The sequence below is a fragment of the Paraburkholderia sp. GAS41 genome (genome assembly GCF_050436545.1).
Lineage (GTDB): Bacteria > Pseudomonadota > Gammaproteobacteria > Burkholderiales > Burkholderiaceae > Paraburkholderia.
Window position 1 is genome coordinate 22,074 of the sequence record NZ_JBNDMK010000014.1, and the last position, 26,324, is coordinate 48,397.

General features: G+C 62.6%; 18 protein-coding genes. 13 read left to right on the forward strand and 5 right to left on the reverse strand.

What is annotated here, in order from left to right:
* The first annotated feature begins 149 nt into the window (after positions 1 to 149).
* From P3T43_RS19605 to P3T43_RS19615, 3 genes are read left to right on the forward strand one after another with little or no spacing between them, the layout of a single operon-like run.
* Complete coding sequence (locus tag P3T43_RS19605; RefSeq protein ID WP_429282696.1) at positions 150 to 665, forward strand: hypothetical protein; 516 nt, start codon at positions 150 to 152, stop codon at positions 663 to 665.
* A gap of 3 nt (positions 666 to 668) precedes the next feature.
* On the forward strand, positions 669 to 1,361 hold the full coding sequence (locus tag P3T43_RS19610) for a C39 family peptidase (protein ID WP_429282697.1): 693 nt from the start codon (positions 669 to 671) through the stop codon (positions 1,359 to 1,361).
* Positions 1,362 to 1,366: 5 nt separating this feature from the next.
* On the forward strand, positions 1,367 to 2,665 hold the full coding sequence (locus P3T43_RS19615) for a hypothetical protein (protein WP_429282698.1): 1,299 nt from the start codon (positions 1,367 to 1,369) through the stop codon (positions 2,663 to 2,665).
* A 45-nt stretch (positions 2,666 to 2,710) separates the two neighbouring features.
* Here P3T43_RS19615 and P3T43_RS19620 read toward each other — a convergent pair whose 3' ends face one another.
* The gene (locus P3T43_RS19620; protein WP_429282699.1) at positions 2,711 to 4,099 is read right to left on the reverse strand and encodes an acetate kinase; all 1,389 of its coding nucleotides are present in this window, start codon (positions 4,097 to 4,099) and stop codon (positions 2,711 to 2,713) included.
* Between the two features lie 561 nt (positions 4,100 to 4,660).
* Between P3T43_RS19620 and P3T43_RS19625 the strand changes: the two genes are divergently transcribed.
* From P3T43_RS19625 to P3T43_RS19635, 3 genes are all read left to right on the forward strand, one after another.
* On the forward strand, positions 4,661 to 9,496 hold the full coding sequence (locus P3T43_RS19625; protein ID WP_429282700.1) for an NAD-glutamate dehydrogenase: 4,836 nt from the start codon (positions 4,661 to 4,663) through the stop codon (positions 9,494 to 9,496).
* Between the two features lie 153 nt (positions 9,497 to 9,649).
* Positions 9,650 to 10,714, forward strand: coding sequence for a selenide, water dikinase SelD (gene selD, locus P3T43_RS19630; RefSeq protein WP_429282701.1), 1,065 nt, complete (start codon positions 9,650 to 9,652; stop codon positions 10,712 to 10,714).
* A complete protein-coding gene (locus tag P3T43_RS19635; protein WP_429282702.1) occupies positions 10,715 to 11,656 on the forward strand; it encodes a cation diffusion facilitator family transporter in 942 nt (313 codons plus the stop codon).
* Between the two features lie 78 nt (positions 11,657 to 11,734).
* Here the strand turns inward: P3T43_RS19635 and P3T43_RS19640 are convergent, their stop codons facing one another.
* Entirely contained in the window at positions 11,735 to 12,715 is a 981-nt protein-coding gene (locus P3T43_RS19640) for an aldo/keto reductase (protein ID WP_429282703.1), read from the reverse strand.
* Positions 12,716 to 12,954: 239 nt separating this feature from the next.
* Between P3T43_RS19640 and P3T43_RS19645 the strand changes: the two genes are divergently transcribed.
* Complete coding sequence (locus tag P3T43_RS19645; protein WP_429282704.1) at positions 12,955 to 14,025, forward strand: purine nucleoside permease; 1,071 nt, start codon at positions 12,955 to 12,957, stop codon at positions 14,023 to 14,025.
* 178 nt (positions 14,026 to 14,203) lie between these two features.
* On the opposite strand, the gene P3T43_RS19650 is transcribed toward P3T43_RS19645, so the two are convergent.
* Together P3T43_RS19650 and P3T43_RS19655 are read right to left on the reverse strand one after the other, a co-directional pair.
* Entirely contained in the window at positions 14,204 to 14,506 is a 303-nt protein-coding gene (locus P3T43_RS19650) for a DUF4148 domain-containing protein (protein WP_429282705.1), read from the reverse strand.
* 169 nt (positions 14,507 to 14,675) lie between these two features.
* Positions 14,676 to 15,680: a LysR family transcriptional regulator gene (locus P3T43_RS19655; RefSeq protein ID WP_429282706.1), complete on the reverse strand. Its 1,005-nt coding sequence runs from the start codon at positions 15,678 to 15,680 to the stop codon at positions 14,676 to 14,678.
* Between the two features lie 193 nt (positions 15,681 to 15,873).
* Between P3T43_RS19655 and P3T43_RS19660 the strand changes: the two genes are divergently transcribed.
* From P3T43_RS19660 to P3T43_RS19685, 6 genes are all read left to right on the forward strand, one after another.
* Positions 15,874 to 16,740, forward strand: a complete 867-nt coding sequence (locus tag P3T43_RS19660; protein ID WP_429282707.1) for an alpha/beta hydrolase — start codon at positions 15,874 to 15,876, stop codon at positions 16,738 to 16,740.
* Between the two features lie 43 nt (positions 16,741 to 16,783).
* The gene (locus tag P3T43_RS19665; protein ID WP_429282708.1) at positions 16,784 to 18,004 is read left to right on the forward strand and encodes an efflux RND transporter periplasmic adaptor subunit; all 1,221 of its coding nucleotides are present in this window, start codon (positions 16,784 to 16,786) and stop codon (positions 18,002 to 18,004) included.
* Positions 18,005 to 18,068: 64 nt separating this feature from the next.
* Positions 18,069 to 21,254 carry an efflux RND transporter permease subunit gene (locus P3T43_RS19670; RefSeq protein WP_429282709.1) on the forward strand — a complete coding sequence of 1,062 codons (3,186 nt, stop codon included), beginning with the start codon at positions 18,069 to 18,071 and terminating at the stop codon, positions 21,252 to 21,254.
* Between the two features lie 11 nt (positions 21,255 to 21,265).
* Positions 21,266 to 22,837, forward strand: coding sequence for an efflux transporter outer membrane subunit (locus tag P3T43_RS19675; RefSeq protein WP_429282710.1), 1,572 nt, complete (start codon positions 21,266 to 21,268; stop codon positions 22,835 to 22,837).
* A 233-nt stretch (positions 22,838 to 23,070) separates the two neighbouring features.
* Positions 23,071 to 24,273, forward strand: coding sequence for an acyl-CoA dehydrogenase family protein (locus P3T43_RS19680; protein WP_429282711.1), 1,203 nt, complete (start codon positions 23,071 to 23,073; stop codon positions 24,271 to 24,273).
* 61 nt (positions 24,274 to 24,334) lie between these two features.
* The gene (locus P3T43_RS19685) at positions 24,335 to 25,660 is read left to right on the forward strand and encodes an Nramp family divalent metal transporter (protein ID WP_429282712.1); all 1,326 of its coding nucleotides are present in this window, start codon (positions 24,335 to 24,337) and stop codon (positions 25,658 to 25,660) included.
* A 59-nt stretch (positions 25,661 to 25,719) separates the two neighbouring features.
* Here the strand turns inward: P3T43_RS19685 and flhC are convergent, their stop codons facing one another.
* Positions 25,720 to 26,319 carry a flagellar transcriptional regulator FlhC gene (flhC, locus tag P3T43_RS19690; RefSeq protein WP_429282713.1) on the reverse strand — a complete coding sequence of 200 codons (600 nt, stop codon included), beginning with the start codon at positions 26,317 to 26,319 and terminating at the stop codon, positions 25,720 to 25,722.
* Between the last annotated feature and the right edge of the window lie 5 nt (positions 26,320 to 26,324).

Genomic DNA, 26,324 nt, shown 5'->3' on the forward strand with positions numbered 1-26,324 from the left:
GTCACACGGCACTTCCCCACCGTCAGGAGGATCAGGCGGCCAGGTTCGACACCCGGCCGCCCTTTCGCCCGGCGCCGCTCGAAGATAACCAACGGATATCCGGCCTTCGTGCAGTTGCTGCTGACTGCCCGCAGACCAAGGAGACACCCATGCAAGCGCGAAAGAGCATTTCGCTGCTGGTACTACCCGTCGTGATGGTGATGGCCCCCTTCGCTGCGCAGGCTGCTGACGAACCGGCTTCTCCACCGCCACCGGCGCAAGCCGTCGCAACGGCTGAGGGACCGGCGGCAACCGCGAGTGCGCATGTGTTCGTCATACCCGCGCCCGCTTCCACGACCGCCACCTCTGCGGCCGACGCTTCTGCAACCCCGTCCGGGACCACCGCCAGTGCAACGGCTGTGCAGCCGGCGTCGCAGAATGGCTTTGGGGTCGCCATGTCGAATGATCAGCTCGACGAACATCGCGGTGGCGATGCATTGATCGGGCAGAACTATCTCACCGGTTCGGTTGCCAGCAACTCGGCCTACAAGGTCGAGACCGGTTCGAACTCGATCAGCGACGGTTCGTTCACCAACTCCAATGGGTTGCCGACGGTCATCCAGAATACCGGGGCCAACGTGCTGATCCAGAACGCAACCGTGCTGAATGTACGCTTTGGGAATTGAGCGATGAAACCCCTCGCTCTGTGCATCGCGCTTTCGCTCTCGTGCGGGCTGGCGACGTCGGCCGCTATCGCGGATCCGATCGATGTCGTCGACGCGTCGGGCAGCTTTTACGCATTGCACGTGACGAGCCTGAAGGAGGCGCGCTTCAAGCGGACCATCAGGCAGCAGTACGACTTCAGTTGCGGCTCGGCGGCGGTGGCGACGCTCCTCACCTATCAATACCATTTTCCGGTGACCGAGCAGCAGGCCTTCGGCGAGATGTACGAGCACGGCAATCAGGCGAAGATCCGCAAGGAAGGGTTCTCTCTGCTCGACATTCGCAACTTTTTGCTGGCGCACGACTTCGCGGCCGATGGCTATGAGGCGCCGCTGGAAAAACTCGAGCAGACCAAGACGCCGGCCATCGTGCTGATCGTCGAGCACGGCTATCACCACTTCGTCGTGATCAAGGGCTTGCGCAATGGACGCGTTCTGATCGGCGATCCGGCCACCGGCACACGGGCGATGTCGAAAGAAAGTTTCATGGAAAAGTGGCAAGACCGTGTGCTGTTCGTGATTCACAACAGGCATGAGCAGGCGACGTTCAACGATGCGAGTGACTGGCATGTCGCGCCGGATGCGCCGTTATATACGGGCATTCCTCGCGAAGGTCTGTTCACCGTGGTGGTACCGAAACTCGGCCCGGGCGAATTCTGAGAACCATGATGAAACCTGAACACCTGAAGCTCGCGCGCATCGTTACGGTGGTGTGCGGTGGAATGTCCTCGCTGGGCGCCGGTGCGATGGGCAGCGATTCGCCGATGGTCACATCTGGGCGGATCATACCGTTGCTGAGTGCGCCGCAGGGCTCCGCGGTGGATGTAACGGATGTGACGTTGCCGGATAAGGCGCCCGTGACGGCGTATGCCATGTTGGACTCCGCGCCTGCGCTGGATATCGCATCGGTGCCGGTGGAGTCTTCCGGTGGGCCGGCGGTCGCAAGCGCAGAGTCTGACGATGCGCATGCGGTGAAGGCGAGTATCGCGCTCTCAGGCGATGCTACGCCGGTGACGGTTAGTCTTGCATCGAACGTGGCGGATGTTGCGGATACCATGCACGTGGCAGATGTGGCTGATGGTGTAGATGTCCCGCATGTGGCGAAAGCAGCGGATGTTGTAGACGTCCAGGACGTTGCGAAAGCAGCGGATGTTGTAGACGTCCAGGACGTTGCGAAAGTAGCTGATGTTGCAGACGTTCCGCGCGTGGCAGCGGTAGCGGATGTTGTAGACGTTCCGCATGTGGCAGAAGTGGCGGATGCTGTAGACGTCCCGAGCGCGGCAAAAGTGGCAAAGGTAGTAGAACTCCCACACGTGACACCTGCCGCACCCGTAGCAGACGTACCCACCCCACCCGCAACCGCTCAAAGGCCGCGCGACCAGGCGGTATTGAAACTCGGCAGCACTGTCGATGTCATCACGATGGCGGCGCATCGCATTCAGTCCGCGGACACGGGTACTCAAACACCTGACGTAGCCGTCGAACACCAGGCAGACGCGGTCACGCCGCGCGCAGCGAAAATAGATGATGCCGATCCGGCTTGGGCCTCCGCTGATCTCGTTGCAGTCAACGAAAACCGTCTGGACGATATGCGCGGCGGCTTCGACGCAGGCTCCGGCCTTGTGGTGTCGTTCGGCATTACGCGGGAGGCGTTCGTGAACGGCAATCTCGTCACGTCGACGAGCTTCAACATTCCGAACATTGCGCAGATGACCCCGCAGCAGGCCCAGATGCTCATGAATGCCAACGCCGGCGCGCTGGTTCAGAACGGACTGGGCAACACCGTGCAGCCGGGCGGGCTGCCTGGCGTGACTGGCGCGGTCATTCAGAACACGTTGAGCAATCAGCAGATTCAGGCGCTGACGACCATCAACACCACCGTCAATTCGCTATCGGCGTTCAAGTCAATGAATCTCGGTCAGACGCTGAACAGCGCGCTGATCGGCGCCGTGCGCACCCGATAGCGGTTCAGGGTCCGCGTCTGCTGCGAGAAAATCACTCAGGATGACTTAGAAGAAGGACATCGGCACGCGCAGAGTGAGCGTCACGTCAGGCGTGTCGCGTGTCAGCCCGGCGCCGATCGAAAAGTTGAGGGTGGTTTTCGGCGTCAGCCGATACGAATAGCCAATCAACAGGGTGCCCAGAATTTCCCGTACCGAGCCGACCACGGTCTGGCCGTTCTCCGAAGTGGGCTGAACGATGTCCATATCGTAACCGAGGCTGACCGAGGCCTTCTCATTCAGCGCGAGGCCCATGCCGACGCTGAAATCCCAGATGTCGCCCGGTTGGACGTGACCGAGGTTCTCCTGCACGCCGTTGACGAGCGTGAGACTCTCGCCTTTGCCGAAGTTGTGCAGATAGCTGAAGTTGCCGAAGAACACGACCGGGTCGGTCGGGAAGAGCCAGGTGAGACCTGGCTGGACCGCCCAGAAGCCCGATCCGGTCGGTTGCTGCAGCGGCAAACCGGTTCCGGTTGTATTGGCCACGCAGGTCGTGACGCAGTCGGTCACGACGTCGAACGGACTCTTGCCGGTGGCGGTCTTCACGCGCAGCCAGCCGACATAGTAGAACTTGTCGGGGCCGCCTTCGTTGAGCTGATAACGCATCGTCATTTCAACGTCGCCGATGCCGTTACCGTTACTGCTGATCACGCTGTTAGCCGCGGCGCCGGTGAAGATCTGCCGGGCCACCGTATCGTTGGTCTGGTACACGTAAGGTACGCGGACTTCGAATTCCAGACGATTCGTCAGGCCATAACGAAACGCAAGGCCGCCCGTCAACGTGGTCGTTTTCACCTCGCTCACATTGATGAGCCCGATCAGCAGCGCGGGAATGATCGTGTACCCGACCAGCGAAAGCTGATTCTCCGACGAGTACGCAAACTGGAAGTATGGTTCGACGACCAGCGTGCCCTTTGGTGTGAGCACGCCCGGCTGGTCGAAGATCGGTGCCACGGCAGGCGGACGCGAGTCCTCGATCGGTGCTTCGCCGACCGGCTGGGCAGGCTGCTGGGCAACATTGGTGGGATTCTGCGCGTTCTGCGCGTTCGCTGCTGGAGCCGCCCCCTGGGCCGCTGGCGCTGCGTTGCCAAGCGGTAGCCCGTTGGCATCTTCTCCACCGGTGCCACGCTCCGTGTCGAGCTTATTTGGCTCGAGTGCATGACTCAGTCGCGCGAAGTTCGCCTCTTCGTCGGCGAGCTTGCGCTTGATCGCATCGAGCTCCTGAATCCGTTGATTGAGTTCGTCGCGCAACGCGTTGATGCTGGCCTGGTCGGCCGGCGAAGCCTGGGCAGCCTGCGCGGCTTGTGTCTCAAGCGATTGCGCGTGCGCTTCTGCATTGAACAGCAGCAGCGCTGCATAGCTGATGGCACCGATGCGTCGATATGGCAGGCTCTTCATGGTTCCCTCTCCCATGATCCGGCTTGAATATCCCCCGGCAAAGTTTCGACAACAAGCCAGGGAGGGACATCAGATCCCTGAGCGCTGCGGCACGAACGGGCATCACCATGAGCACCACGGTCCAGCTTCATCGTGGAGCGCCTGACGAGACGCATGGAGATATAGTCGGTTTTACTAAATACCTGACTTTTGTTATCCGCTAATCGCCTCTGAGGCTGGCCATAAAAGACTAGCGTATCCATCGCATGGACGCTAATGAGGCGAACCCTGGGATGTGACATTTACGCATCATGGGCTGTACATTATATAAACTGCTTTGGACTCCGTTACGTTTAAAAGGCCGAAAAAAATCTGTTCGATAGATCACATTACGGTGCATCGGAATCGATAGAGGAGGGTGCCGCCGCACCGCGTCATGGAACCCGTCGGCACGCCTCGGCATACGCCGGATTCATCCGGCGCGCGGCAGGTGTTGTGCGCGCGCACAATGCCTTTTGGGCTAGCTGGCGCATAATCCGGTTGTGCCATTTCCGTTGATTGCCGCCCGTCGTGGAGGAGATCATGCAAGCGAAGAACGAAGAATCCGTTGCGCACCTGCTGAACGATGTCGTCGAATTCGCTCATGGACGATTGCCAGAACCGGCATTTGCCATCGTCGAGCCTTTCCTGCGTCACTATTACGACTTCGTCGACGCCGACGATCTGCAAAGCCGGGCGATAGCCGATCTGTATGGCGCCGCGCTGGCGCATTGGCAAACGGCGCAGCGTTTCGTTCCCGGCAGTCAACGGCTGCGCGTCTATAACCCCATCCTCGAACAGCACGGCTGGCATTCCGATCACACGGTGATCGAAATCGTCAACGACGACATGCCGTTTCTGGTCGATTCGGTCTCGATGGCGGTCAACCGGCTGGGGCTTGCGCTGCATTCGGTGGTGCATCCGGTGTTTCGCATCTGGCGCGGCGCGGATGGCAGCATCGTGCGGGTCGGGCAGGGCGCGGAAGATGCAGGCGACAAGCAATCGCAACTGGCTTCGTTCATTCACTTCGAAGTGGATCGCTGCGGCGACGCTGCCAAGCTGGACGGACTGCGGGACGATATCGCCAAAGTGCTCGGCGACGTGCGCGCGGCGGTGGAGGATTGGCCGAAGATCGTCGAGATCGCGCGCGCCACCATCAAGGATATGAAAGCGCGCGAAAGCGGCGTGGAAGCTGCCGAAGCGCGGGCCTTCCTCGAATGGATGGCGGACGACCACTTCACCTTCCTGGGTCAGCGCGACTACGAACTGGTGTCGCACGATGTGGGCTTCGGTCTGCGCGCGCTGCCGGAATCGGGTCTTGGTATTCTGCGCGACACGTTGCGGCCCATTGGCGCGGCCGACGTGACGCCGTTGCCGGCCGCGGCCGCGCAGATCATCACCGGCGCCTCGCCGATTTTCCTGACCAAAGCGAACTCGCGCGCCACCGTGCACCGCCCCGGCTATCTCGACTACGTGGGCATCAAGCTGACCGGCGCGGATGGCAAGACCATCGGCGAACGGCGTTTTATCGGCCTGTATACGTCGACCGCCTATTTTGTGTCCGCGGCCGAGATTCCGATTGTGCGCCGCAAGTGCGCGAACATCGTGCGGCGGGCCGGTTTCTTGCCGAAGGGGCATCTGGCGAAATCGCTGGTGACGGTGCTCGAAACCTATCCGCGCGACGAACTGTTTCAGGCCGAAGAGGACCAGCTCTACGACATCGCGCTCGGCGTGCTGCGTCTCCAGGAGCATCAGCGCACCCGGCTGTTCGTGCGGCGCGATCGCTTCGACCGCTTCGTGTCGTGTCTGGTGTTCGTGCCGCGCGACAAGTACAACACCGACTTGCGGCGGCGCATCGCCAATCTGCTCACCGAAGCATTCAACGGCGCGAGCGTCGAATTTACGCCCTTGCTTTCGGAGTCGACCCTCGCGCGGATTCACTTCGTCGTGCACGCCGAACCGGGCGCGATGCCGGACGTCGACACCCGTGAACTCGAGGCGCGGCTGGTGCAGGTGACGCGCCGCTGGCAGGACGATCTGGCCGACGCGCTGCTCGATGCGTTTGGCGAGGAGCAGGGCAACCGGCTGCTGCAGCACTACGCCGATTCATTTCCCGCCGGTTACCGTGACGATTATCCGGCCCGTACGGCGGTGCGCGACATCGAACTGATCGAACGCCTGCAAGGCAGCGAACGGATTGCGATGAACCTGTACCGTCCCATCGAGTCCGGACCGCGTGCGTTTCGCTTCAAGGTGTATCGCGCAGGACATCCGATCGCCTTGTCGCGCAGCTTGCCGATGCTCGAGCATCTCGGAGTGCGCGTCGATGAAGAGCGGCCCTACCTGATCGAAGCGCTCGACGCGACGCCCGCGTGGGTTCACGACTTCGGCCTCGAACTCGCGGACGATACCGAATTCGACATCGAGCGCGTGAAGAAGCTCTTCGAAGACGCCTTCGAGCAGGTCTGGACCGGCGAGATCGAAAGCGACGATTTCAACCGGCTCGTGCTGCGTGCGCAGCTTGGGGCTCGCGAAGTGACGATCTTGCGCGCCTATGCGAAGTATCTGCGCCAGGTCGGCTCAACGTTTAGTGATGCTTACATCGAGCGCGCGCTGACGGGCAATCCCACGATTGCCCGCAAGCTGGTCGAACTGTTCGTGGCGCGCTTCGATCCGGCGCTCGGCGCCAGCCGCGAAGCGCACGTGGAGTTGCTGCTCAAATGGATCGATACCGCGCTCGATCAGGTGCCGAATCTCGATGAGGACCGCATCCTGCGGCAGTTTCTCGGCGTCATCAAGGCCACCCAGCGCACCAATTACTATCGGCTGGATCAGGAAGGGCGTCCGAAGCCGTATCTGTCGCTCAAGTTCAATCCGGCCCAGGTGCCGGGCCTGCCTGAACCCAAACCGATGTTTGAAATCTGGGTATATTCGCCGCGCGTCGAAGGCGTGCATCTGCGCGGCGGACGTGCTGCGCGGGGCGGCTTGCGCTGGTCCGACCGGCGCGAGGACTTCCGCACGGAAGTGCTCGGCCTGATGAAAGCGCAGATGGTGAAAAACGTGGTGATCGTGCCGGTTGGCTCCAAGGGCGGCTTCGTGGTGAAGAACCCGCCGCCGGCCAGCGACCGCGAAGCGTGGCTGCGCGAGGGCATCGCCTGCTATCAGACCTTCCTGCGCGGGCTGCTCGATCTGACCGACAACCTGGCCGGCAACGAGATCGTGCCGCCGCCCGACGTGGTGCGGCACGATCCCGACGATCCTTATCTGGTGGTGGCGGCGGACAAGGGCACCGCGACGTTTTCCGATTACGCCAATGCCATTTCGCAGGAATACGGCTTCTGGCTCGACGATGCATTCGCGTCGGGCGGCTCGGTCGGCTACGACCACAAGAAGATGGCCATCACGGCACGCGGCGCCTGGGAGTCGGTGAAGCGGCATTTCCGCGAGATGGGCGTCGATACCCAGGCCACGGATTTCAGCGTGGTGGGTGTCGGCGACATGTCGGGCGACGTGTTCGGCAACGGCATGCTGCTGTCGCCGCATATCAGGCTGGTGGCCGCGTTCGATCACCGGCATATCTTTCTCGATCCGCAACCCGATCCCGCCACCAGTCTGGCCGAGCGCGGGCGCCTGTTTATCCTCGAACGGTCCAGCTGGGCCGACTACGATCCTGCCTTGATTTCCGCTGGCGGCGGCGTGTTTCCGCGCACGGCGAAAACGATACCGGTGTCGAGCGCCATGCAGGCCGTGCTCGGCATCAATGCTGCTGCGCTTGCGCCGAACGAACTGATTCGCGCGATCCTGCAGGCGCCGGTGGATCTGCTCTACAACGGCGGTGTCGGCACCTACGTCAAGGCGAGCCGTGAGACCAACGCGCAGGTGGGCGACCGCACCAACGACGCGCTACGCGTCAACGGCGCGGAGCTGCGCTGCAAGGTGGTGGCGGAGGGCGGCAACCTCGGACTCACGCATCTGGGACGTATCGAGTTTGCATTGCGCGGAGGCCGTATCAATACCGACGCCATCGACAACTCAGCCGGCGTCGATTGTTCGGACCACGAAGTCAACATCAAGATTCTGCTCGGCCTCGTGGTGAAAGACGGCGAGATGACCGAGAAGCAACGCAATGCGCTACTCGCCGATATGACCGATGAAGTCGGCCTGCTGGTGCTGCAGGACAACTACTATCAGACCCAGGCGCTGTCGATTGCCGGGCGCTACAGCGTCGAACTGTTCGATGCGGAGACGCGCTTCATGCGCTGGCTCGAACGCGCGGGGCGTTTGAATCGCGTGATCGAATTTTTGCCGACCGACGAGGAAATAGCGGAACGGCAAGCCGCAAAACAAGGCTTGACCTCGCCGGAGCGCGCGGTCCTGCTCGCCTACAGCAAGATGTGGCTATACGACGCGCTGCTGGAATCGGACATGCCGGAAGACCCGTTGGTGAGCAGCATGCTGATCGACTATTTTCCGAAGCCGTTGCGGCAGCGCTTCCGCGAGCCGATGCATCGTCATCCGCTGCGGCGCGAAATCCTTGCCACGTATCTGACCAATGCGCTGATCAACCGGGTAGGCTGCGAATTCGTCCATCGGCTCATGGAGGAGACCGATGCGCAGCCAGGCGATATCGTGCGGGCCTGCATCATGGCGCGCGACGTGTTCGATCTCGACGACGTGTGGCGCAACATCGATGCGCTCGACAACCGGGTGGCCGACGATGTCCAGGCAAGCATGTTTGTCGAGGTGGCGCGGCTCGTCGAGCGCGCGGCGCTGTGGTTCCTGCGGCAACTGCAATCCGGCGCCGTCAGCGACACCACGGACCTGCTGACGCGTTGCCGCGACGCGGCACAACGGCTCGCCTCGCAATGGCCGGCGCTGTTGCCGGCCGCCGATCTGGAAGCGCTGTCGGAGCGTCAGCGAATCCTCGTGGATGCGGGCGTGGATAGCGAACTCGCGGTGCGGGTGGCGAGCGGCGAGATCTCGGCTGCGGTGCTCGACATTGCCGAGGTGGCGGCCCGCTGCGGCAAGAATCTCGAACGGGTGGCAGGGGTGTATTTCGAGCTCGGCACGCTCCTCAACTACGGCTGGATCGGCGAGCGGGCGAATGCGTTGGCCACGCCGACCCATTGGGACACGCTGGCGCGTGCCGCCGCGCTTGCCGAACTGGCCCGCCTCAAACGGGCCCTGACAACGAGCGCGCTGGCCGGGGCCGACGAAGCCTCCACGCCCGATCAACTGGTCGAAACGTGGCAGGAAAAACGCGCCGCGCCGCTCGAACGCTATGCGCGTCTGCTGGCCGATCTGCGTGCATCGGGTGGTTCGAGCCTTTCGGTGCTGCTGGTGATCGTGCGGGAAATGGCGTTGCTCGAACGGGCTTGAGCAGGTTGTGCAGGTTGGGCAGGGGACGGCGCCGGGGCTGACGTGGCGGGCGCCGTCATGGCGCCAGTTGGACGGATGAGGCAAGGATTGCCCATAATGCTGACTATTGCCTTCCGGCTCAATCCGCACTTCACCACTCCGTCCTGACTCGCCATGACCGATCACGTTGCTTCAAATCCTGCTGTGCCGCGCCTCACGAGTCTCTCGCATGGCGGCGGCTGTGGCTGCAAGATTGCGCCCGGCGTGCTGTCCGATCTGCTCAGACGCAGCGTGCCGCTGCCGGCCTTTCCCGACCTGCTGGTGGGCACGGAAACCGCTGACGATGCCGCCGTCTATCGCCTGAACGACGAGCAGGCGATTATCGCCACCACCGACTTCTTCATGCCGATCGTCGACGATCCGTACGACTTCGGCCGCATTGCGGCGACCAACGCACTGTCCGATGTCTACGCGATGGGCGGCAAGCCGATTCTCGCGCTCGCGCTGGTCGGCATGCCGATCAACGTCTTGCCGCACGATGTCATCGCCGCCATCCTGCGCGGTGGCGAAGATGTGTGCACTCAGGCGGGCATTCCCGTGGCCGGCGGTCATTCGATCGATTCGGTCGAGCCGATCTATGGCCTCGCCGCACTGGGCCTGGTTCACCCGCAGCGCATCAAACGCAATGCGTCGGCTCGGGCCGGCGACGTGCTGGTGCTCGGCAAACCGCTGGGCGTGGGCGTGCTGTCCGCGGCGCTGAAGAAGAACCAGCTCGACGACGCGGGCTATGCGGCGATGATCGCCAACACCACCAAGCTCAATCGTCCGGGTACGGATCTCGCCGCCTTGCCGGGCGTGCATGCGCTCACCGACGTGACCGGCTTCGGCCTGCTCGGTCATACGCTGGAACTGGCGCGTGGCGCGGGCTTGAGCGCTCATTTGCGCTACGCGGATCTGCCCTGGCTCGCGGGCGTCGAAGCGTTCGCCACGGCCGGCGTGATTACCGGCGCGTCGGGACGCAACTGGGCTTCGTATGGCGAGAGCATTGCGCTGGGCGCCGGGCTTCCTGCAATCGCCCAGGCGCTGCTCACTGATCCGCAAACCTCCGGTGGCCTGCTGGTCTCCTGCACGCCCGATAGCGTCGACGACGTGCTGGCGATTTTCCGCGCGGACGGCTTCAATAGCGCGACCGTGATCGGCGAAATGCGGGACGGTGCGCCGCGTGTCGAGGTCGCGTAAATGACGGAGACGAAAGAGGAATCGCCGAAAGCCATCCTTTACGCGCTCGCCGCCAACCTCGGGATCGCAGTGTGCAAGTTTGCCGCTGCGATCTTTTCGCAGTCCGGTTCGATGTTCGCCGAGGCGATTCACTCCACGGCCGACTGCGGCAACCAGCTCTTGCTGCTATTCGGCCTGCGCGAGGCGCGCAAACCGCCGAGCCCGCTGCATCCCATGGGCGCCGGTCGCGAGATCAACTTCTATTCGCTGCTGGTGGCCTTGCTGCTGTTCTTTGTCGGCGGGGCTTTCTCCGTCTATGAGGGACTACACCGTCTGTTCGAACCCGAGCCGCTTTCCCATGCCTATGTGGCGTTGATCGTGCTCGGGGTCTCGGTGGTGCTCGAATCGTTGTCGCTCGCAGGGGCGGTCAAGGAGATACGCAAGACCCATCCGGACAAGTCCATGTGGCGCTGGTTTCGTGAAACGCGCGAATCGGACCTGCTGGTGGTCGCGGGCGAAGACATCGCCGCATTGTTCGGCCTTGCCATCGCCTTCGTTGCGGTGCTGCTGACCATGATCACCGGCAAGCCGCTGTACGACGCGCTCGGTTCGATCGGCGTGGGCCTGCTGCTGATGGTGATTGCGTGGCTGGTGGCGCGCGAGGTGAAGTCGATGATCGTCGGCGAATCGGCGGGTCCGGAAGTGCGGCGCGCCATCGAAGCGCATTTGCTGGCGCGTGCCGAGATTCGCAGCATCATCAATATCATCACGCTCCAATGGGGCCGCGACGTGGTGGTCGCGGTGCAGGCGGAGATGATCGAGTATCCCAGCGGCCGTGCGATGGTCGACGCCATCAACGTGGTGGAAGCGGACTTGCAGGCGACCTTCCCGCAAGTGCGCTGGGTGTTCTTCGAACCGGAAGTGCCGCGCGAGCAACGCGGCACTTCGTCACCTGACGCATGATGCTGCGGGGGCCTCGCGTGAGCGTATTGACGCGTTGACGCTTGACGAGGCCCGCGACCCTGCTACGCGGCCGGGTGCTTATTTGAACCCTGTTACTGCATGCGGCACATACAGTTCCTCTAGCTGCTTCACTTCGTCCGCGCTGAGTTTGAGCGAAAGCGCCGCGACGGCATCGTCCAGATGATGCGCCTTGGTGGCGCCCACAATCGGCGCGCTGATCACGCTCTTTTGCAGCACCCACGCGAGGGCAACCTGAGCGCGCGGCACACCGCGACTGGCTGCAATTTCGCTGACCCGTTCGACGACGCGGCGATCCGCGTCTTCCGTCTGTGCGTACAACGAACGACCGAATTCGTCGGTCTCCGAACGGGCGCTGCTGGTGTTCCAGTCGCGCGTGAGGCGGCCGCGCGCGAGCGGGCTCCAGGGAATCACGCCGATCCCTTCGCTTTCGCACAGCGGCAGCATCTCGCGTTCTTCTTCGCGGTACAACAGGTTCACGTAATTCTGCATCGTCACGAAGCGGGTCCAGCCGTGTTGTTCGGCCACATGCAGCGCTTTGGAAAATTGCCACGCGTACATTGAGGACGCGCCGATATACCGCGCCTTGCCCGCCTTCACGACGTCATGGAGCGCCTCCATGGTTTCCTCGATTGGCGTGGCGTAGTCCCAGCGGTGGATCTGATACAGGTCCACGTAGTCGGTGCCAAGTCGCTTCAGACTCGCGTCGATCTCCGCCATGATGACCTTGCGCGACAGGCCCATGCCGTTCGGACCGGCATGCATGCGGCCGTGGACTTTGGTCGCAAGCACGATCTCGTCGCGCTTGGCCATGTCCTTCAGCGCACGGCCGACGATCTCTTCACTGGTGCCGTCGGAGTAGACGTTGGCCGTATCGAAGAAGTTGATGCCGTGATCGAGGGCCTGTTTGATAAACGGACGCGATTCGCTCTCGCCAATCGTCCACGGATGGTTGCCGCGATCGGACGCGCCGTAACTCATGCAACCGAGGCAAAGTCGGGAGACATCGAGGCCCGTGCGGCCGAGTTTCACATAGTCCATGGTCCTGCTCCTGTGAGTGATGCAGATTGCAGATCGCGTTGATCAACGCGTCTTCGATAATCGGGCGCGATGCGAACGGCGTGAATCAGCCATGGCGCATACGGTGTTGAAGCATATTCGATATTGGAGCAGACTTCACGGGCCAAGGGGAACGTGCCGCTCCACCAGGCTTTGCGCCGGTCCGCTCCGCAGGCAGTGAAGCCCTCCCAATCCGTGTAACCGAAAAAGGAAGGACACCGATGCTGACTCGTATTCTTGCGGCAAGCGCCGCGTTGACATTTGGGGCGTGCGCAGCGGTATCGACTGCCCCGGCCCAGGCTGATGACGGCACCTTGACGCCAGGCGCAGACGCCTCGCATGGACGCCCCGTCAAGGTCGTGATCATTTCGATGTTTGGCCCGGAAGGGCAGGTCTGGCTCGATCATCTCGGGCCCTGGCAGAGTATTCCGGTTGATGGACTGTCGCCTGATTATCCCGCGGTTAACTGCAACAGGCAGGACGTCTGTGTGATGACCACCGGCATGGGACATGCGAACGCCGCCGCGTCGATCATGGCGCTGACCTTCTCGCCGCGCTTCGATCTGCGGCACACCTATTTCATGGTGGCCGGGATCGCCGGCATCGATCCGATGCGCGGCACGGTGGGGTCGGCCGCGTGGGCGAAGTATCTGGTCGACTTCGGCATTCAGTGGGAAATCGATGGTCGTGAAATTCCGCCGAACTGGAACACCGGATATCTCGGCATTAATACGCAGAATCCCACGCAGAAGCCACCATTGGACTATCGCACCGAAGTGTTCCAGCTCAATACGCAACTCGCCGACGCTGCGTTTGCGTTATCGCGCAACGTCACGCTGACGGACAACGCGCAGGCGCAAGCGGCGCGTGCCCGCTATGGCTACGCGCCGGCTGATTTGCCGCCAACGGTGATTCAGTGCGATACGCTCGCGGGCGACACGTGGTGGTCGGGCACGCTGCTCGGCGAGCGCGCGCGCGACTGGACCAAAATTCTGACCGACGGCAAAGGCGTGTATTGCACGACGCAGCAGGAAGACAACGCGACTTATGAAGCGCTGACGCGCGCGGCGAGCGTGCATCGCGTCGACCTCAACCGGGTCGCGGTGTTGCGCGCGGGCTCCGATTTCGACCGGCCGTATGCGGGCCAGACGAGCGCAGATAATCTGCTGAACTACGCAGCGCAAGGGGGTTTTACGATTGCGATCAGCAACCTGTTTCTCGCCGGCAATCCACTTGTGCAGCAGATTGTGACGCACTGGAACCAGTGGCGCGAAGGCGTGCCTCAACAGTGATTCGTAGCACGAAACACGCGGGCGCGCGCGACGATCCACGATCGCCACGCGCGCCTTTTTTCACGCCGCTTGTCTGTCCGCTTACTGCTGCGCCGGACGGAATGGAATCCACACAGGGGTGTCGCTATTCCAGTGATCGAGTTCTGATGGGCTCATGATGTACTCCTGCATTCTTCAATTATTCGCCACGCGCGAGGCTCGCTGTGCCTTCGTTGCTTTGGCCATCGGCGGCAAAACGTGCGGCCTGGCGCTGGCCTTCGAGACTCAGGTTCGGATAAGTGGTCTTGTTCAGTGCGGGCAGCGTGCCTTCGCGATACGACGCAGCGATTTCCGCCTTCACGTCCGCACGCGTCACGTGGCTGCGGCCCACTGACGTCTGACCATATGTACCGGCATGGCCGATTCCACCGCCACCGCCTGCAAACGCCGGTGCGCTGACGGCGAGCGAGAGAACAACTGCTGCGAAGAGATTGCGTTTCATGATTCACTCCTGTCGATTCGTTTGCGGCGCGTAGCAGCGCTGCGACAGGGTGAAATGTAGGCTTTGACGACCGGCGGATAAATCGTCGTTCAACGAAATGAATTATCGTGATTTCAGAACAATCGCGGCACACGGGCCGCGATTGCAGTACTTCGTATTGCGGGGCGGATCAGGCGACCCACTCCGTAATTACCGGTGTATCGAGCCCCGGCGCCGATTCGCGCTCCTCGAAAGTGCGTTTCGAGCAAGGCGTATCGAGGCTGCAGCGACCGCTCAGCAACGGGCAACGGTCGAATAACTCCGCAATCCAGTCAACGAACACGCGCACTTTGGGCGACAGATGGCGGCTGTGAGGATAGACCGCCGAAATCGGCATGGGCAGCGGTTTGAGTTCGGGCAGTACCTCGACCAGTTGGCCCGACTGCAAATGCGGCAGCACCATAAAAAGGGCCGGCTGGATCAGGCCGAAGCCTTCGAGACCACAGGTGACATAGGCGTCGGCGTCGTTGACCGACACCGTGCCCTTCATTTTCACCTCGATTTCCTTGCTGTCAACCATGAAGGACCAGTCCATGATGCGCCCTGTGCGGCTCGAAAAATAATTGACGGCACTGTGCGACTGGAGATCTTCGAGCGTTTGCGGTGTGCCGTTTTTCTGCAGATAAGCCGGCGCCGCGCACGTCACCCCTTCGAAGATGCCGATGCGGCGCGCTACCAGCGACGAATCCTGCAACGCCCCGACGCGCACCACGCAATCGACACCCTCTTGCAACAGATCGACGGGCCGGTCAGTCAGGCCGAGTTGCAAGTCGATATCCGGGTAACGCGTATGGAATTCACACAGGGACGGGATCACCAGCAGCCGCCCAATCGAGCCCGGCATGTCGATGCGCAGCTTGCCATGCGGCTTCTTGTTGCCGCTCTGGAAACTGGCTTCGGTCTCCTCGACATCCGCCAGAATGCGCACGCAGCGCTCGTAGTACGCGGCGCCGTCCGGCGTGAGCGACAGGCGGCGCGTCGTGCGATGCATGAGACGCGTGCCGAGGAACGATTCGAGATTCTGGATGATGGTGGTGACCGAGGCGCGCGGCAGATCGAGCGTTTCCGCGGCACGGGTGAAGCTATTCGTGTCGACGACACGGGTGAACACTTGCATGGCCTGAAGACGGTCCATGGCTGACCTCCAAAAGGGGCGGGCGGCCCGCAATGCCAATCGACTGGGCGAGGATTAGCCCGGTTTGACCGGGGCGCGGATTCGATTGTTGGGGCATGCCGAATTGTGTTGCCGGATTATAGGCATTTATTTAGGAGTCTGCCGAAGCCACAATTCGCACCATTCCAGTAATGAAGCTCTTGCGCTGTCCGATATGAATGCATTCAAACCGCCGTACTCCTCATTTGTGCCGTCTGACGTCGTGCAGGCGGCGGATGCACCGGCGGCACGCGCGTCACTCGACGTGACCGACGTGACGATCGAGGGGCACGCGCAGGACATCATGTTGCGTTTGTATCGCCCGGCCGCAAAAAGTGCGCTACCCGTACTGCTTTATTTTCATGGCGGTGGCTTCGTGCGCGGTTCGCTCGCCGACGCCGACTTCGCCGCGCGCTATTTCGCAGAGCATTTACCGGCGCTCGTCGTGTCAGTGGGTTATTCGCTGGCGCCGCAGTTTCCGTTTCCCGCCGCGCCCGAAGATGCGCACCGTGCGGCGCTGTGGGTACAGACCCGGGCACGGGCGTTCGGTGGCAATACGAAACATATTGGCGTCGCGGGACACGACGCGGGTGGCCAGCTTGCCAATTGCCTCGCGTTTATCGCGCGCGATCGCGGCGACGTCCGGATCGGCGCTCAAGCGTTGTTCGGACCCATGCTGGACCCGAGTCTGACGCGCCTTGGCGACGAACAGCGGCTCGGCTCCGATATCACCGCGAAGGAGTGCGCGGCCTGCTATCGCGCGTATTTGCCGCAGGCTTCGCAGCGCATGCATCCGTATGCCGCGCCGCTCGAATCGTCGCGTCTGGCGGGCTTGCCGGCCACCTTGATTGCGACCGCGCAAAACGATGTGCTGCACGTCGAAGCCGAAAAATATGCCAGCAACCTGATCGATGCAGGCGTGCTGACCCAGGTGGTGCGTTATCCGAGCGTCTCGCATGCGGCGCTGGCCGATCATGCGCCCGCGCTGCAGGAAGCCGTGCGCTTCTTCCAGTGGCGTTTCGACGCCCGCGCCCACCGATAAACCGATTTCAATCCTACTAACTATCAAAACTCGGGAGCTGTTCATGTCTATTTTTTCTACCAAGCGCCATCGTCTGGCGCTAGCCGTACTGACTGTTGTCGTGATCGCCGGGCTCGGGACCTTCGGCGCAATTCGCGTCGATGCCAGCGCGCCTGCCCAGGCCGCGCCGACCATCGTGCCGGAAGTGGACGTGGCGGCGGTGATCGAGAAAACCATCACCGACTGGCAAAGCTATTCGGGGCGCCTGCAGGCGGTGGAGAAAGTCGAGGTGCGTCCGCAGGTGTCGGGTACGATCGTTTCGGTGGATTTCAAGGACGGTGCGCTCGTCAAGAAAGGCGACACGCTGTTCGTGATCGATCCGCGCCCGTATCAGGCGGAAGTGGACCGCGCCGCGGCGCAACTGGCGGCGGCGCAGGCGCAGGCCGGTTATACGCAGAGCGACTGGGAACGCGCGCAACGTCTGATCGGCGATAACGCCATCGCCAAACGCGACTATGACGAGAAGCAGAACGCCGCGCGCGGCGCGAGCGCCAACGTCAAGGCCGCGCAGGCCGCGCTCGAAACCGCGCAGATCAACCTGGGCTATACCAAGGTGATCGCGCCGGTGGCGGGGCGCGTGTCGCGGGCTGAAATTACCGTGGGCAACGTGGTCTCGGCGGGCGCCAGTTCGCCGCCGCTGACGACGCTGGTGTCGGTCTCACCGATCTACGCCTCGTTCGATGCCGACGAGCAGACCTATCTGCAATACATCGGTCGCGAGAAAGACGGCACCAAGGTGCCGGTGCAGTTGGGTCTTGCCGACGAAGCGGGCTATTCGCGCACCGGCGTGATCGATTCGGTCGACAACCAGCTCGATACCTCCTCCGGCACGATCCGCGTGCGCGCACGTTTCGACAATCAGGACGGCATGCTGATTCCGGGCCTCTATGCGCGTATCAAGGTGAGTGGTAGCGCGCCGCACACGGCGGTGCTGATCGACGATGCCGCGGTCGGCACCGATCAGGACAAGAAGTTCGTGTTCGTGGTCGACAAGAGCGATCAGGTCGTTTACCGCGAGGTGTCGCTGGGCGCGATGCAGGGCAATTTGCGGGTCGTCAAGTCAGGCCTGCAAAGCGGCGACCGGATCGTCGTCAACGGCACGCAACGTGTGCGTCCGGGCGAGACCGTGCGCGCGCACGCGGTGCCAATGAACGGCGACGACGCTGCGGACAGCGCCTCGGTCGCACAGACGCAGGGCCATGCGAAAACGCAGAAGAGCTCGTGAGCCGCGTGCTTAACGGTTGCTTTTTGCGCGTCGCTTCCCCGCGCTTCAATTTCAAGAGCCTCTCATGAACATATCTAAATTCTTCATCGACCGGCCGATCTTTGCGGGCGTGCTATCGGTCCTGATCCTGCTGGCGGGCGTGATTTCGCTCTTCAAGCTGCCGATCTCCGAGTACCCCGAAGTGGTGCCGCCTTCGGTGGTGGTGCATGCGCAGTATCCGGGCGCCAATCCGAAAGTGATTGCCGAAGCCGTGGCGTCGCCGCTCGAAGAGCAGATCAACGGCGTCGAAAACATGCTGTATATGCAGTCGCAAGCGAATAGCGACGGCAACCTGACCTTGACGGTGACGTTCAAGCTCGGCACCAATCCGGACCTCGCGACGCAACTGGTGCAGAACCGCGTCAATCAGGCGTTGCCGCGCCTGCCGGACGACGTGCAGCGTCTGGGCGTGACGACCATCAAGAGCTCGCCGACGCTCACGATGGTGGTCCACCTGATCTCGCCGAACAATCAGTACGACATGACGTATCTGCGCAATTACGCGCTGCTGAACGTCAAGGACCGGCTCGAACGTATCCAGGGCGTGGGCGAAGTGCAGTTGTGGGGCTCGGGTGACTACGCCATGCGCGTCTGGCTCGATCCGCAAAAGGTGGCGCAACGCGGCCTGACGGCGACCGATGTCGTGAATGCGATCCGCGAGCAGAACATTCAGGTGGCCGCCGGCGTGATTGGCGCATCGCCTTCGGTGCCGGGCACGCAACTGCAGTTGTCGGTGAATGCGCGCGGCCGTTTGCAGACCACGGGTGAGTTCGGCGACATCGTCGTCAAGACCGCGCCGGATGGTGCCGTAACCTATTTGCGCGACATCGCGCGCATCGAACTGGCTGCATCGGAATACGGCCTGCGTTCGCTGCTGGACAACAAACCGGCCGTGGCGCTCGCGATCAACCAGGCTCCGGGTGCGAACTCGCTGCAGATCTCGGATCAGGTGCGCGAGCAGATGAAGGAACTGAAGGAAGACATGCCGGCGGGCGTCGACTACAAGATCGTCTACGACCCGACCCAGTTCGTGCGTTCGAGTATCGAGGCCGTGATTCACACGCTGCTCGAAGCGATCGCACTGGTGGTGATCGTGGTGATCGTGTTCCTGCAGACGTGGCGTGCATCGATCATTCCGTTGATCGCGGTGCCGGTGTCGATCGTGGGGACCTTCTCGCTGCTGCTCGCGTTTGGCTTCTCGATCAATGCGCTGTCGCTGTTCGGGATGGTGCTGGCGATCGGGATCGTGGTCGACGATGCGATCGTGGTGGTGGAGAACGTCGAGCGGAATATTGAAAGCGGGCTCAGTGCGCGCGATGCGACCTATAAGGCCATGCAGGAAGTGAGCGGGCCGATTATCGCCATTGCGTTGACGCTGGTCGCCGTGTTCGTGCCGCTCGCGTTCATGACCGGTTTGACGGGCCAGTTCTACAAGCAGTTCGCCATGACCATCGCGATCTCGACGGTGATCTCGGCCTTCAATTCGTTGACGCTGTCGCCGGCGCTGTCTGCGATGCTGCTGCGCAGCCATGGCGCGAAGCCGGACTTCCTGACACGGGTGATGGATCGCGTGCTGGGCCGCTTTTTCAAGGGCTTCAACAAGGTGTTCCACCGTGGTTCGAGCGCCTATGGGCGAGGTGTGACCGGCGTGTTGCGGCGTAAGGGCGGCATGCTGGCGGTCTATGCCATCTTGCTCGGCGCGACGGTGTTGATCACGCGTATCGTGCCGGGCGGCTTCGTGCCGGCGCAGGACAAGGAATACCTGATCGCGTTTGCGCAGTTGCCCAACGGTGCTTCGCTCGACCGGACCGAGAAGGTGATCCGCGATATGAGCTCGATTGCGCTGAAGCAACCGGGTGTCGAAAGCGCGGTGGCGTTCCCGGGCCTCTCGGTGAATGGCTTTACCAATAGTTCGAGCGCCGGGATCGTGTTCGTCACGCTCAAGCCGTTCAAGGAACGCGGCAACAAGGCGCTTTCCGCTGGTGCGATTGCGGGTGCATTGAACCAGCAGTACGGCGCGATCAAGGATTCGTTCGTGGCCGTGTTCCCACCGCCGCCGGTGTTGGGTCTCGGCACGCTGGGCGGCTTCAAGATGCAGCTGGAGGATCACGGCGCGCTGGGTTACGCCGAGTTGAACAAGGCGACGGAAGCGTTCATCAAGAAGGCCGCGACCACGCCCGAACTGGGACCGACCTTCTCGAGCTATCAGATCAACGTGCCGCAACTGAATGTGGATCTGGACCGCGTCAAGGCCAAGCAACTGGGTGTGCCGGTGACGGACGTGTTCGACACCATGCAGATCTATCTGGGCTCGCTGTACGTGAACGACTTCAACCGTTTTGGGCGGGTGTACCAGGTGCGCGTGCAAGCCGATGCGCCGTTCCGTCAGCGTGCCGACGACATCGGGCAACTGAAGACGCGCAATGCGGCTGGCGACATGGTGCCGCTGTCGTCGCTGGTGACGGTGACGCCGACCTTCGGTCCGGAAATGGTGGTGCGCTACAACGGCTATACGGCGGCCGACATCAACGGTGGACCGGCGCCCGGTTTCTCCTCGGGGCAGGCTCAGGCCGCAGCCGAACGTGTAGCTGCAGAAACCTTGCCGCGTGGCGTGAAGCTCGAATGGACCGACCTGACGTATCAGCAGATCATCGCCGGCAATGCGGGTATGTGGGTGTTCCCGATCAGCGTGCTGCTGGTGTTCCTGGTGCTGGCGGCGCTGTATGAAAGCCTGACGCTGCCGCTCGCCGTGATCCTGATCGTGCCGATGAGCTTGCTGTCGGCGTTGACCGGGGTCTGGCTCACGCATGGCGACAACAATATCTTCACGCAGATTGGTTTGATGGTGCTGGTGGGGCTTGCCTCGAAGAACGCGATTCTGATTGTCGAGTTCGCTCGCGAACTCGAACACGACGGACACACGCCGCTGTCGGCGGCTATCGAAGCGAGCCGCATGCGGCTGCGCCCGATCCTGATGACGTCGATCGCTTTCGTCATGGGCGTGGTGCCGCTGGTGCTGTCGAGCGGGGCGGGTTCGGAGATGCGTCACGCGATGGGGATCGCGGTGTTCTTCGGCATGCTCGGCGTCACGCTGTTCGGCCTGATGCTGACCCCTGTGTTCTACGTGGTACTGCGTACGCTCGCCGGCGGCAAGATTCACGTCGCGCAAAAAGACTCGCCGCACTATGCGTTGCCGGTCACGGACGCTTGAGGAGAAAAACAATGAAACGGTTTGAATCATTACCAGGGTGGGGCCGGGCGGCGGCGAGCGGTTTGCTGGTAGCGCTGCTCGCAGCGTGCTCGGTGGAGCCGACCTATAAGCGTCCGGACGTCGACACGTCGGCGGCATTCAAGGAAGCGCCGGTCATCTCGGCCCAGGACGCCGGCACGTGGAAGCCGGCGCAACCTGCCGACGACGCGCATCGCGGCGAATGGTGGCGCGTCTTCGGCGACCCGACGCTCGACGATCTGGAGCAGCAGGCGGCAGCGGCCAACCAGGACCTGAAGGCCGCAGCGGCACGCGTGCAGCAGTCGCGGGCGTCGTTGCAGGCCGCCCGTTCCGACTGGTTCCCGAAACTCGATGCCGGTTTTGGACCGACGCGCGAAACCTTGTCGCCGGCTTCGCAGTTCCTGCCGCAGAGCAATGGTCCGGAAACCACGACGTTGTGGCGCGCACAGGGCACGGTGTCGTACGAGACGGATCTGTTTGGACGGGTCGGCTCGAACGTGAACGCGACCCAGGCCGATGCGCAGCAGAGCGAAGCATTGTTCCGTTCGGTACAACTGGCCTTGCAGGCGGATGTCGCGCAGAACTATTTCCAGCTGCGCGAACTCGATACCGACCAGGACCTGTATCGTCAGACGGTAACCTTGCGGGAAAACACGCTGAAGCTGATCCAGCGGCGCTTCAACGAAGGCGATATCAGCGAACTCGATCTGGCGCAGGCTCGTAACGAACTGGCGAGTGCGCGTGCGGATGCGGTGGGCGTGGCACGTCAACGCGCGGCGTCCGAGCATAGCCTCGCGATCCTGCTAGGCAAGGCGCCGGCGAACTTCTCGTTCCCGGAAACGCCGCTCGCGCCGGTCACCGCACGCGTGCCGCCGGGCTTGCCGTCGGCGTTGCTGGAGCGCCGTCCGGACGTGGCGGCCGCTGAGCGCGCGATGGCCGCGGCCAATGCGCGGGTCGGGCTGGCGAAGTCGGCATTCTTCCCGAAGCTTGATATCACCGGTGCAGCCGGGTTTGAATCGGTCACGCTGGCTGACCTGTTCATGTGGTCGAGCCGGACGTTCCTGCTCGGACCGTTCGCCGGCACGGCGTTGACGATGCCGCTGTTCGACGGTGGCCGTCGCAAGGCCAATCTGGCCCAGGCGCGCAGTAAGTACGACGAAGATGTCGCGCAGTATCGTCAGCAGGTTCTGGTGGCCTTCAAGGAAGTCGAAGACAACCTTTCCGATCTGCGATTGCTCGACGACCAGATTCAGGCGCAGGACGACGCGGTCAACGCCTCGCAGCGCGCTTCGCACCTGTCGCAGACGCAGTATCAGGAAGGGCAGGTGAGCTATCTGGATGTGATCGACAGCGAGCGGCAAGTGTTGCAGACGCAGTTGCAGGCGAGTCATCTGGAAGGCACGCAAGCAGTCTCGACGGTCAACCTGATTCGCGCGCTGGGCGGTGGTTGGGGCGCGGATGGTGCGGCCTCGGATGCGCCGGTGGCAGCGGCGCCCGCATCCGGTGCCACTGTGGCCAGTGCGGCTGTGAAGGATGTGCCGCAGCAGCAGGTGGCGAAGCAGTGATGGTCTAGCGGTCAGCGGTAAAAGCCGTACGACAAAGGGCTGAGCTTATGCGCTCAGCCCTTTGTCGTTTATCGCCCGGCGCGATTTCCTTTTCAACATCCCTTCGTAGACCGCCGTTTGGCGCGCGTCTATCATGCCAGGCTGCGCAATGAAAACGCGCATAATGCACCCGTATTCGACACTGACAGGACCGCGTTCGGACTACGTGCGAGCGCCGTTTATCCGGAGATTGCATGAACGAATTGGGCCATCCCGCGGCGTCTGATCCGCGGACGTCAGCCGCGCCGCGCGATCTGTCGAGTCTGCTGGAAGCCTTGCGCGCCACCGCTGCAGAGCGCGATCGCGACGGCGGACACGCCGCGCAGGAAAAACAGTGGATTGCAGACGCGGGACTGCTTACGCTTGCCGTGCCGCGCGAATTCGGCGGCCAGGGCGCGCCCTGGCCCGCGATCTACGAAACGATTCGCGCGATCGCCCGGGTGGACAGCGCGCTGGCGCATCTGCTGGGCTTCCAGTGCCTGCAGGTGGTGAGCGTCGACGTCTGGGGCAATCAGGCGCAACGAGCCCGCTATCTGCGTGGCACCGTCGAGGCGCGCTGGTGGTGGGGCAACGCCGTCAATCCGCTCGACACCCGACTGGTTGCAACCGCAACGACCGACGGTGGCTTCCGGCTGAACGGGCAGAAAGGTTTTTGCTCGGGCACGCGCGGCTCGCAGATGATGACCGTGTCGGCTCAGGACCCGCAATCCGGCAAACCGATTTTCGCGGTGGTGCCGACCACGCGAGAAGGCATCACGGTCCACGAGGACTGGAATCCGATCGGCCAGCGGCAGACCGATAGCGGCAGTGTGTCGTTTGCCGAAGTCAAGATCGACGCGGACGAAGTGCTGCACCGCTCCGAGACCTTGCCCATCCCACACGCCACGTTGCGCACGCTGGTGTCGCAACTGGTGCTGACCAACCTGTTCGTCGGCATTGCGCAAGGCGCGCTGGAAGAAGCGCGCCGCTACGTGACGCAGAACGGGCGGCCCTGGATCAGTTCGGGAGTCGAGAAGGCCACCGACGATCCGTATCTGATCCAGCGTTTCGGTGAAATGCGTCTGCAGACCCTCGGCGCGGAAGCGTTGACCGAGCGCGCCGCGCAGGCGCTCGAGATTGCGTGGCAAAAGGGCGCAGCCCTCACGGCCGAAGAACGGGCGCACGTGGCGCTTGCCACTTCGGAAGCGAAGATCCTCGCGCATCGGGCCGCGCTCGAAGTCAGCCAGAACCTGTTCGATGCATGCGGGGCGCGCGCCACCCACGCGCCGCTCGCGCTGGATCGATTCTGGCGCAATGCCCGCGTCCATACCCTGCACGATCCGCTCGACTACCGTGTGCGCGACGTGGGACGTTATGCGTTGAGCGGCACATTGCCGGACGTTTCTTTGTACACTTGAGCACGATTGCGGCGCGCGACGAGGGGCGCCGCTACTACGTCTGTCTCAAGAGGGCACCGGCTTGTTCAATCTCCCGACTACCGCAACTGCGCCGTTCTGCCCGTCCGAGGTGCAGGGTACGGTCGCCGTCCCGCAAGGCGCGCCGCTATGGAAGCGGATCCTGCAGTTCGCGGGCCCTGGCCTGCTGATTTCGATTGGCTACATGGACCCGGGCAACTGGGCTACCGACATCGAAGCCGGCTCGCGTTACGGTTATAGCCTGCTGTTCGTCGTAGTGCTGTCGAGTCTCGCGGCGATGGCGCTGCAGTGTCTGAGCATGCGGCTCGGCATTGCGACCGGCCAGGACCTCGCGCAATTGTCGCGCAGCCGCTACTCGCCGGCGGTGGCTCGCGTGCAATGGTTTCTCGCCGAAGTGTCGATCGTTGCCTGCGATCTCGCGGAAGTGCTGGGCGGCGCACTCGCGTTTCATCTGCTGTTCAAGTGCTCGCTGACGACGGGCGTGATCCTGACGGCATTCGATACGCTGATCGTGCTCGGCCTGAAGGGCAAGAACTTCCGCGACCTCGAAGCGATCATTCTCGGCCTGATCGCCACCATCGGCATTGGCTACCTCGTGCAACTGGTGCTGGTGCATCCGCACTGGCCGTCGGTGGTGACGGGGCTGCTGCCGTCGTGGCATGCCATCAATTCGCGCGAGCCGCTGTATCTGTCAATTGGCATCCTCGGGGCGACCGTGATGCCGCACAACCTGTATCTGCATTCGTCGATCGTGCAGACGCGCGCGGTCAAGCGCGATTCGCGCAGCATCGCCTCGGCTATCAGTCTGTCGCGGCTCGATACGATCGTCGCGCTGGTGATCGCACTGCTGATCAACGCGGCGATCCTGATTCTCGCGGCGGCCGCCTTCAATGCAACCGGGCACAACCAGGTCACGGATATCGAAGACGCTTACCGTTTGCTTGCGCCGATCGTCGGCACGGGACTCGCTGCCGTGCTGTTCGCCATCACGCTACTCGCGTCCGGACAAAGTTCGACGTTCACCGGCACCGTTGCCGGGCAAGTCATCATGGAAGGCTTTCTTAAGCTGAAGATTCCCTGCTGGCAGCGCCGCTTCATCACCCGCGCGCTGGCGCTGATTCCAGCGCTGGTCGGCGTTCGGATGCTGGGTAACGGCGCGGTCGGCACGCTGCTGGTCGCAAGCCAGGTGGTGTTGAGCCTGCAATTGCCGTTCGCGCTCTATCCGTTGATCCGCATGACCAACGACCGGGCGCTGATGGGCGAATTTGCCAATCGTCTGCCGACCCGGTTGCTCGCGTGGGTGCTGTTCGTCGTGATTAGCGCGGCGAACGTCTGGCTGGTGGTGCAGACAGTGGGATGGTTGGGGTAAGGACCAAGAATAAAGACCGGGCAGCCGGCCTGCAGCGAGCCAACCGGACTACGGCTGGCTCAGGCGGCTTCCGCGATCTGCATGGCTTCGAGCGCTTGCTGGGCTACTTGTGCTTCTTGCGCTTCCAGCTTGGCCGCTGCGGCGGCTTTCTTGGTTTTGCCGGCGCGCGAGGGCGGCTGGCAGGCGCCACAAACGACGTTGTGCTGCAAGTCGTGCTTGTGCGCGACGAACTTGCCAGTGCAACGGCAGCAGGGCGTCAGTTGCAGGATGTTGGCGTCGAAAAAGCGCACCAGCGTCCACGCACGCGTCAGATCGAGCACCGGTTCGGTGTCGCTGTGGTTGCAATGTTCGAGATACAGCCGGTAACCCTTCGTCAGCGCGTCCAGATGCGAGCAACGTGCTTCATTCTTGAGGAACAGGTACGTGTTGTAGAACAGCGATGCGTGGATGTTGGCCAGCCACGTCATGTACCAGTCTGCCGAGAACGGCAACATACCTTTGGGCGGCGATACGCCTTTCACCTCGCGATAGAGGCGGATCATGCGGTCGCGCGACAGCGTCAGTTCGCTCTCGAGCACTTGCATGCGCGCGCCGAGTTCGATCAGCGCGATGGCGCGGAATACTTCCTGTGCGTCTTCCGTCAGGCTTCGCTTGAGCATCGCAG

Coding starts and splice junctions, on each gene's coding strand:
- P3T43_RS19605 (WP_429282696.1), top strand. CDS start 150: ATGCAAGCGCGAAAGAGCATTTCGCTGCTGGTACTACCCGTCGTGATG.
- P3T43_RS19610 (WP_429282697.1), top strand. CDS start 669: ATGAAACCCCTCGCTCTGTGCATCGCGCTTTCGCTCTCGTGCGGGCTG.
- P3T43_RS19615 (WP_429282698.1), top strand. CDS start 1,367: ATGATGAAACCTGAACACCTGAAGCTCGCGCGCATCGTTACGGTGGTG.
- P3T43_RS19620 (WP_429282699.1), bottom strand. CDS start 4,099: ATGAAGAGCCTGCCATATCGACGCATCGGTGCCATCAGCTATGCAGCG.
- P3T43_RS19625 (WP_429282700.1), top strand. CDS start 4,661: ATGCAAGCGAAGAACGAAGAATCCGTTGCGCACCTGCTGAACGATGTC.
- selD (WP_429282701.1), top strand. CDS start 9,650: ATGACCGATCACGTTGCTTCAAATCCTGCTGTGCCGCGCCTCACGAGT.
- P3T43_RS19635 (WP_429282702.1), top strand. CDS start 10,715: ATGACGGAGACGAAAGAGGAATCGCCGAAAGCCATCCTTTACGCGCTC.
- P3T43_RS19640 (WP_429282703.1), bottom strand. CDS start 12,715: ATGGACTATGTGAAACTCGGCCGCACGGGCCTCGATGTCTCCCGACTT.
- P3T43_RS19645 (WP_429282704.1), top strand. CDS start 12,955: ATGCTGACTCGTATTCTTGCGGCAAGCGCCGCGTTGACATTTGGGGCG.
- P3T43_RS19650 (WP_429282705.1), bottom strand. CDS start 14,506: ATGAAACGCAATCTCTTCGCAGCAGTTGTTCTCTCGCTCGCCGTCAGC.
- P3T43_RS19655 (WP_429282706.1), bottom strand. CDS start 15,680: ATGGACCGTCTTCAGGCCATGCAAGTGTTCACCCGTGTCGTCGACACG.
- P3T43_RS19660 (WP_429282707.1), top strand. CDS start 15,874: ATGAATGCATTCAAACCGCCGTACTCCTCATTTGTGCCGTCTGACGTC.
- P3T43_RS19665 (WP_429282708.1), top strand. CDS start 16,784: ATGTCTATTTTTTCTACCAAGCGCCATCGTCTGGCGCTAGCCGTACTG.
- P3T43_RS19670 (WP_429282709.1), top strand. CDS start 18,069: ATGAACATATCTAAATTCTTCATCGACCGGCCGATCTTTGCGGGCGTG.
- P3T43_RS19675 (WP_429282710.1), top strand. CDS start 21,266: ATGAAACGGTTTGAATCATTACCAGGGTGGGGCCGGGCGGCGGCGAGC.
- P3T43_RS19680 (WP_429282711.1), top strand. CDS start 23,071: ATGAACGAATTGGGCCATCCCGCGGCGTCTGATCCGCGGACGTCAGCC.
- flhC (WP_429282713.1), bottom strand. CDS start 26,319: ATGCTCAAGCGAAGCCTGACGGAAGACGCACAGGAAGTATTCCGCGCC.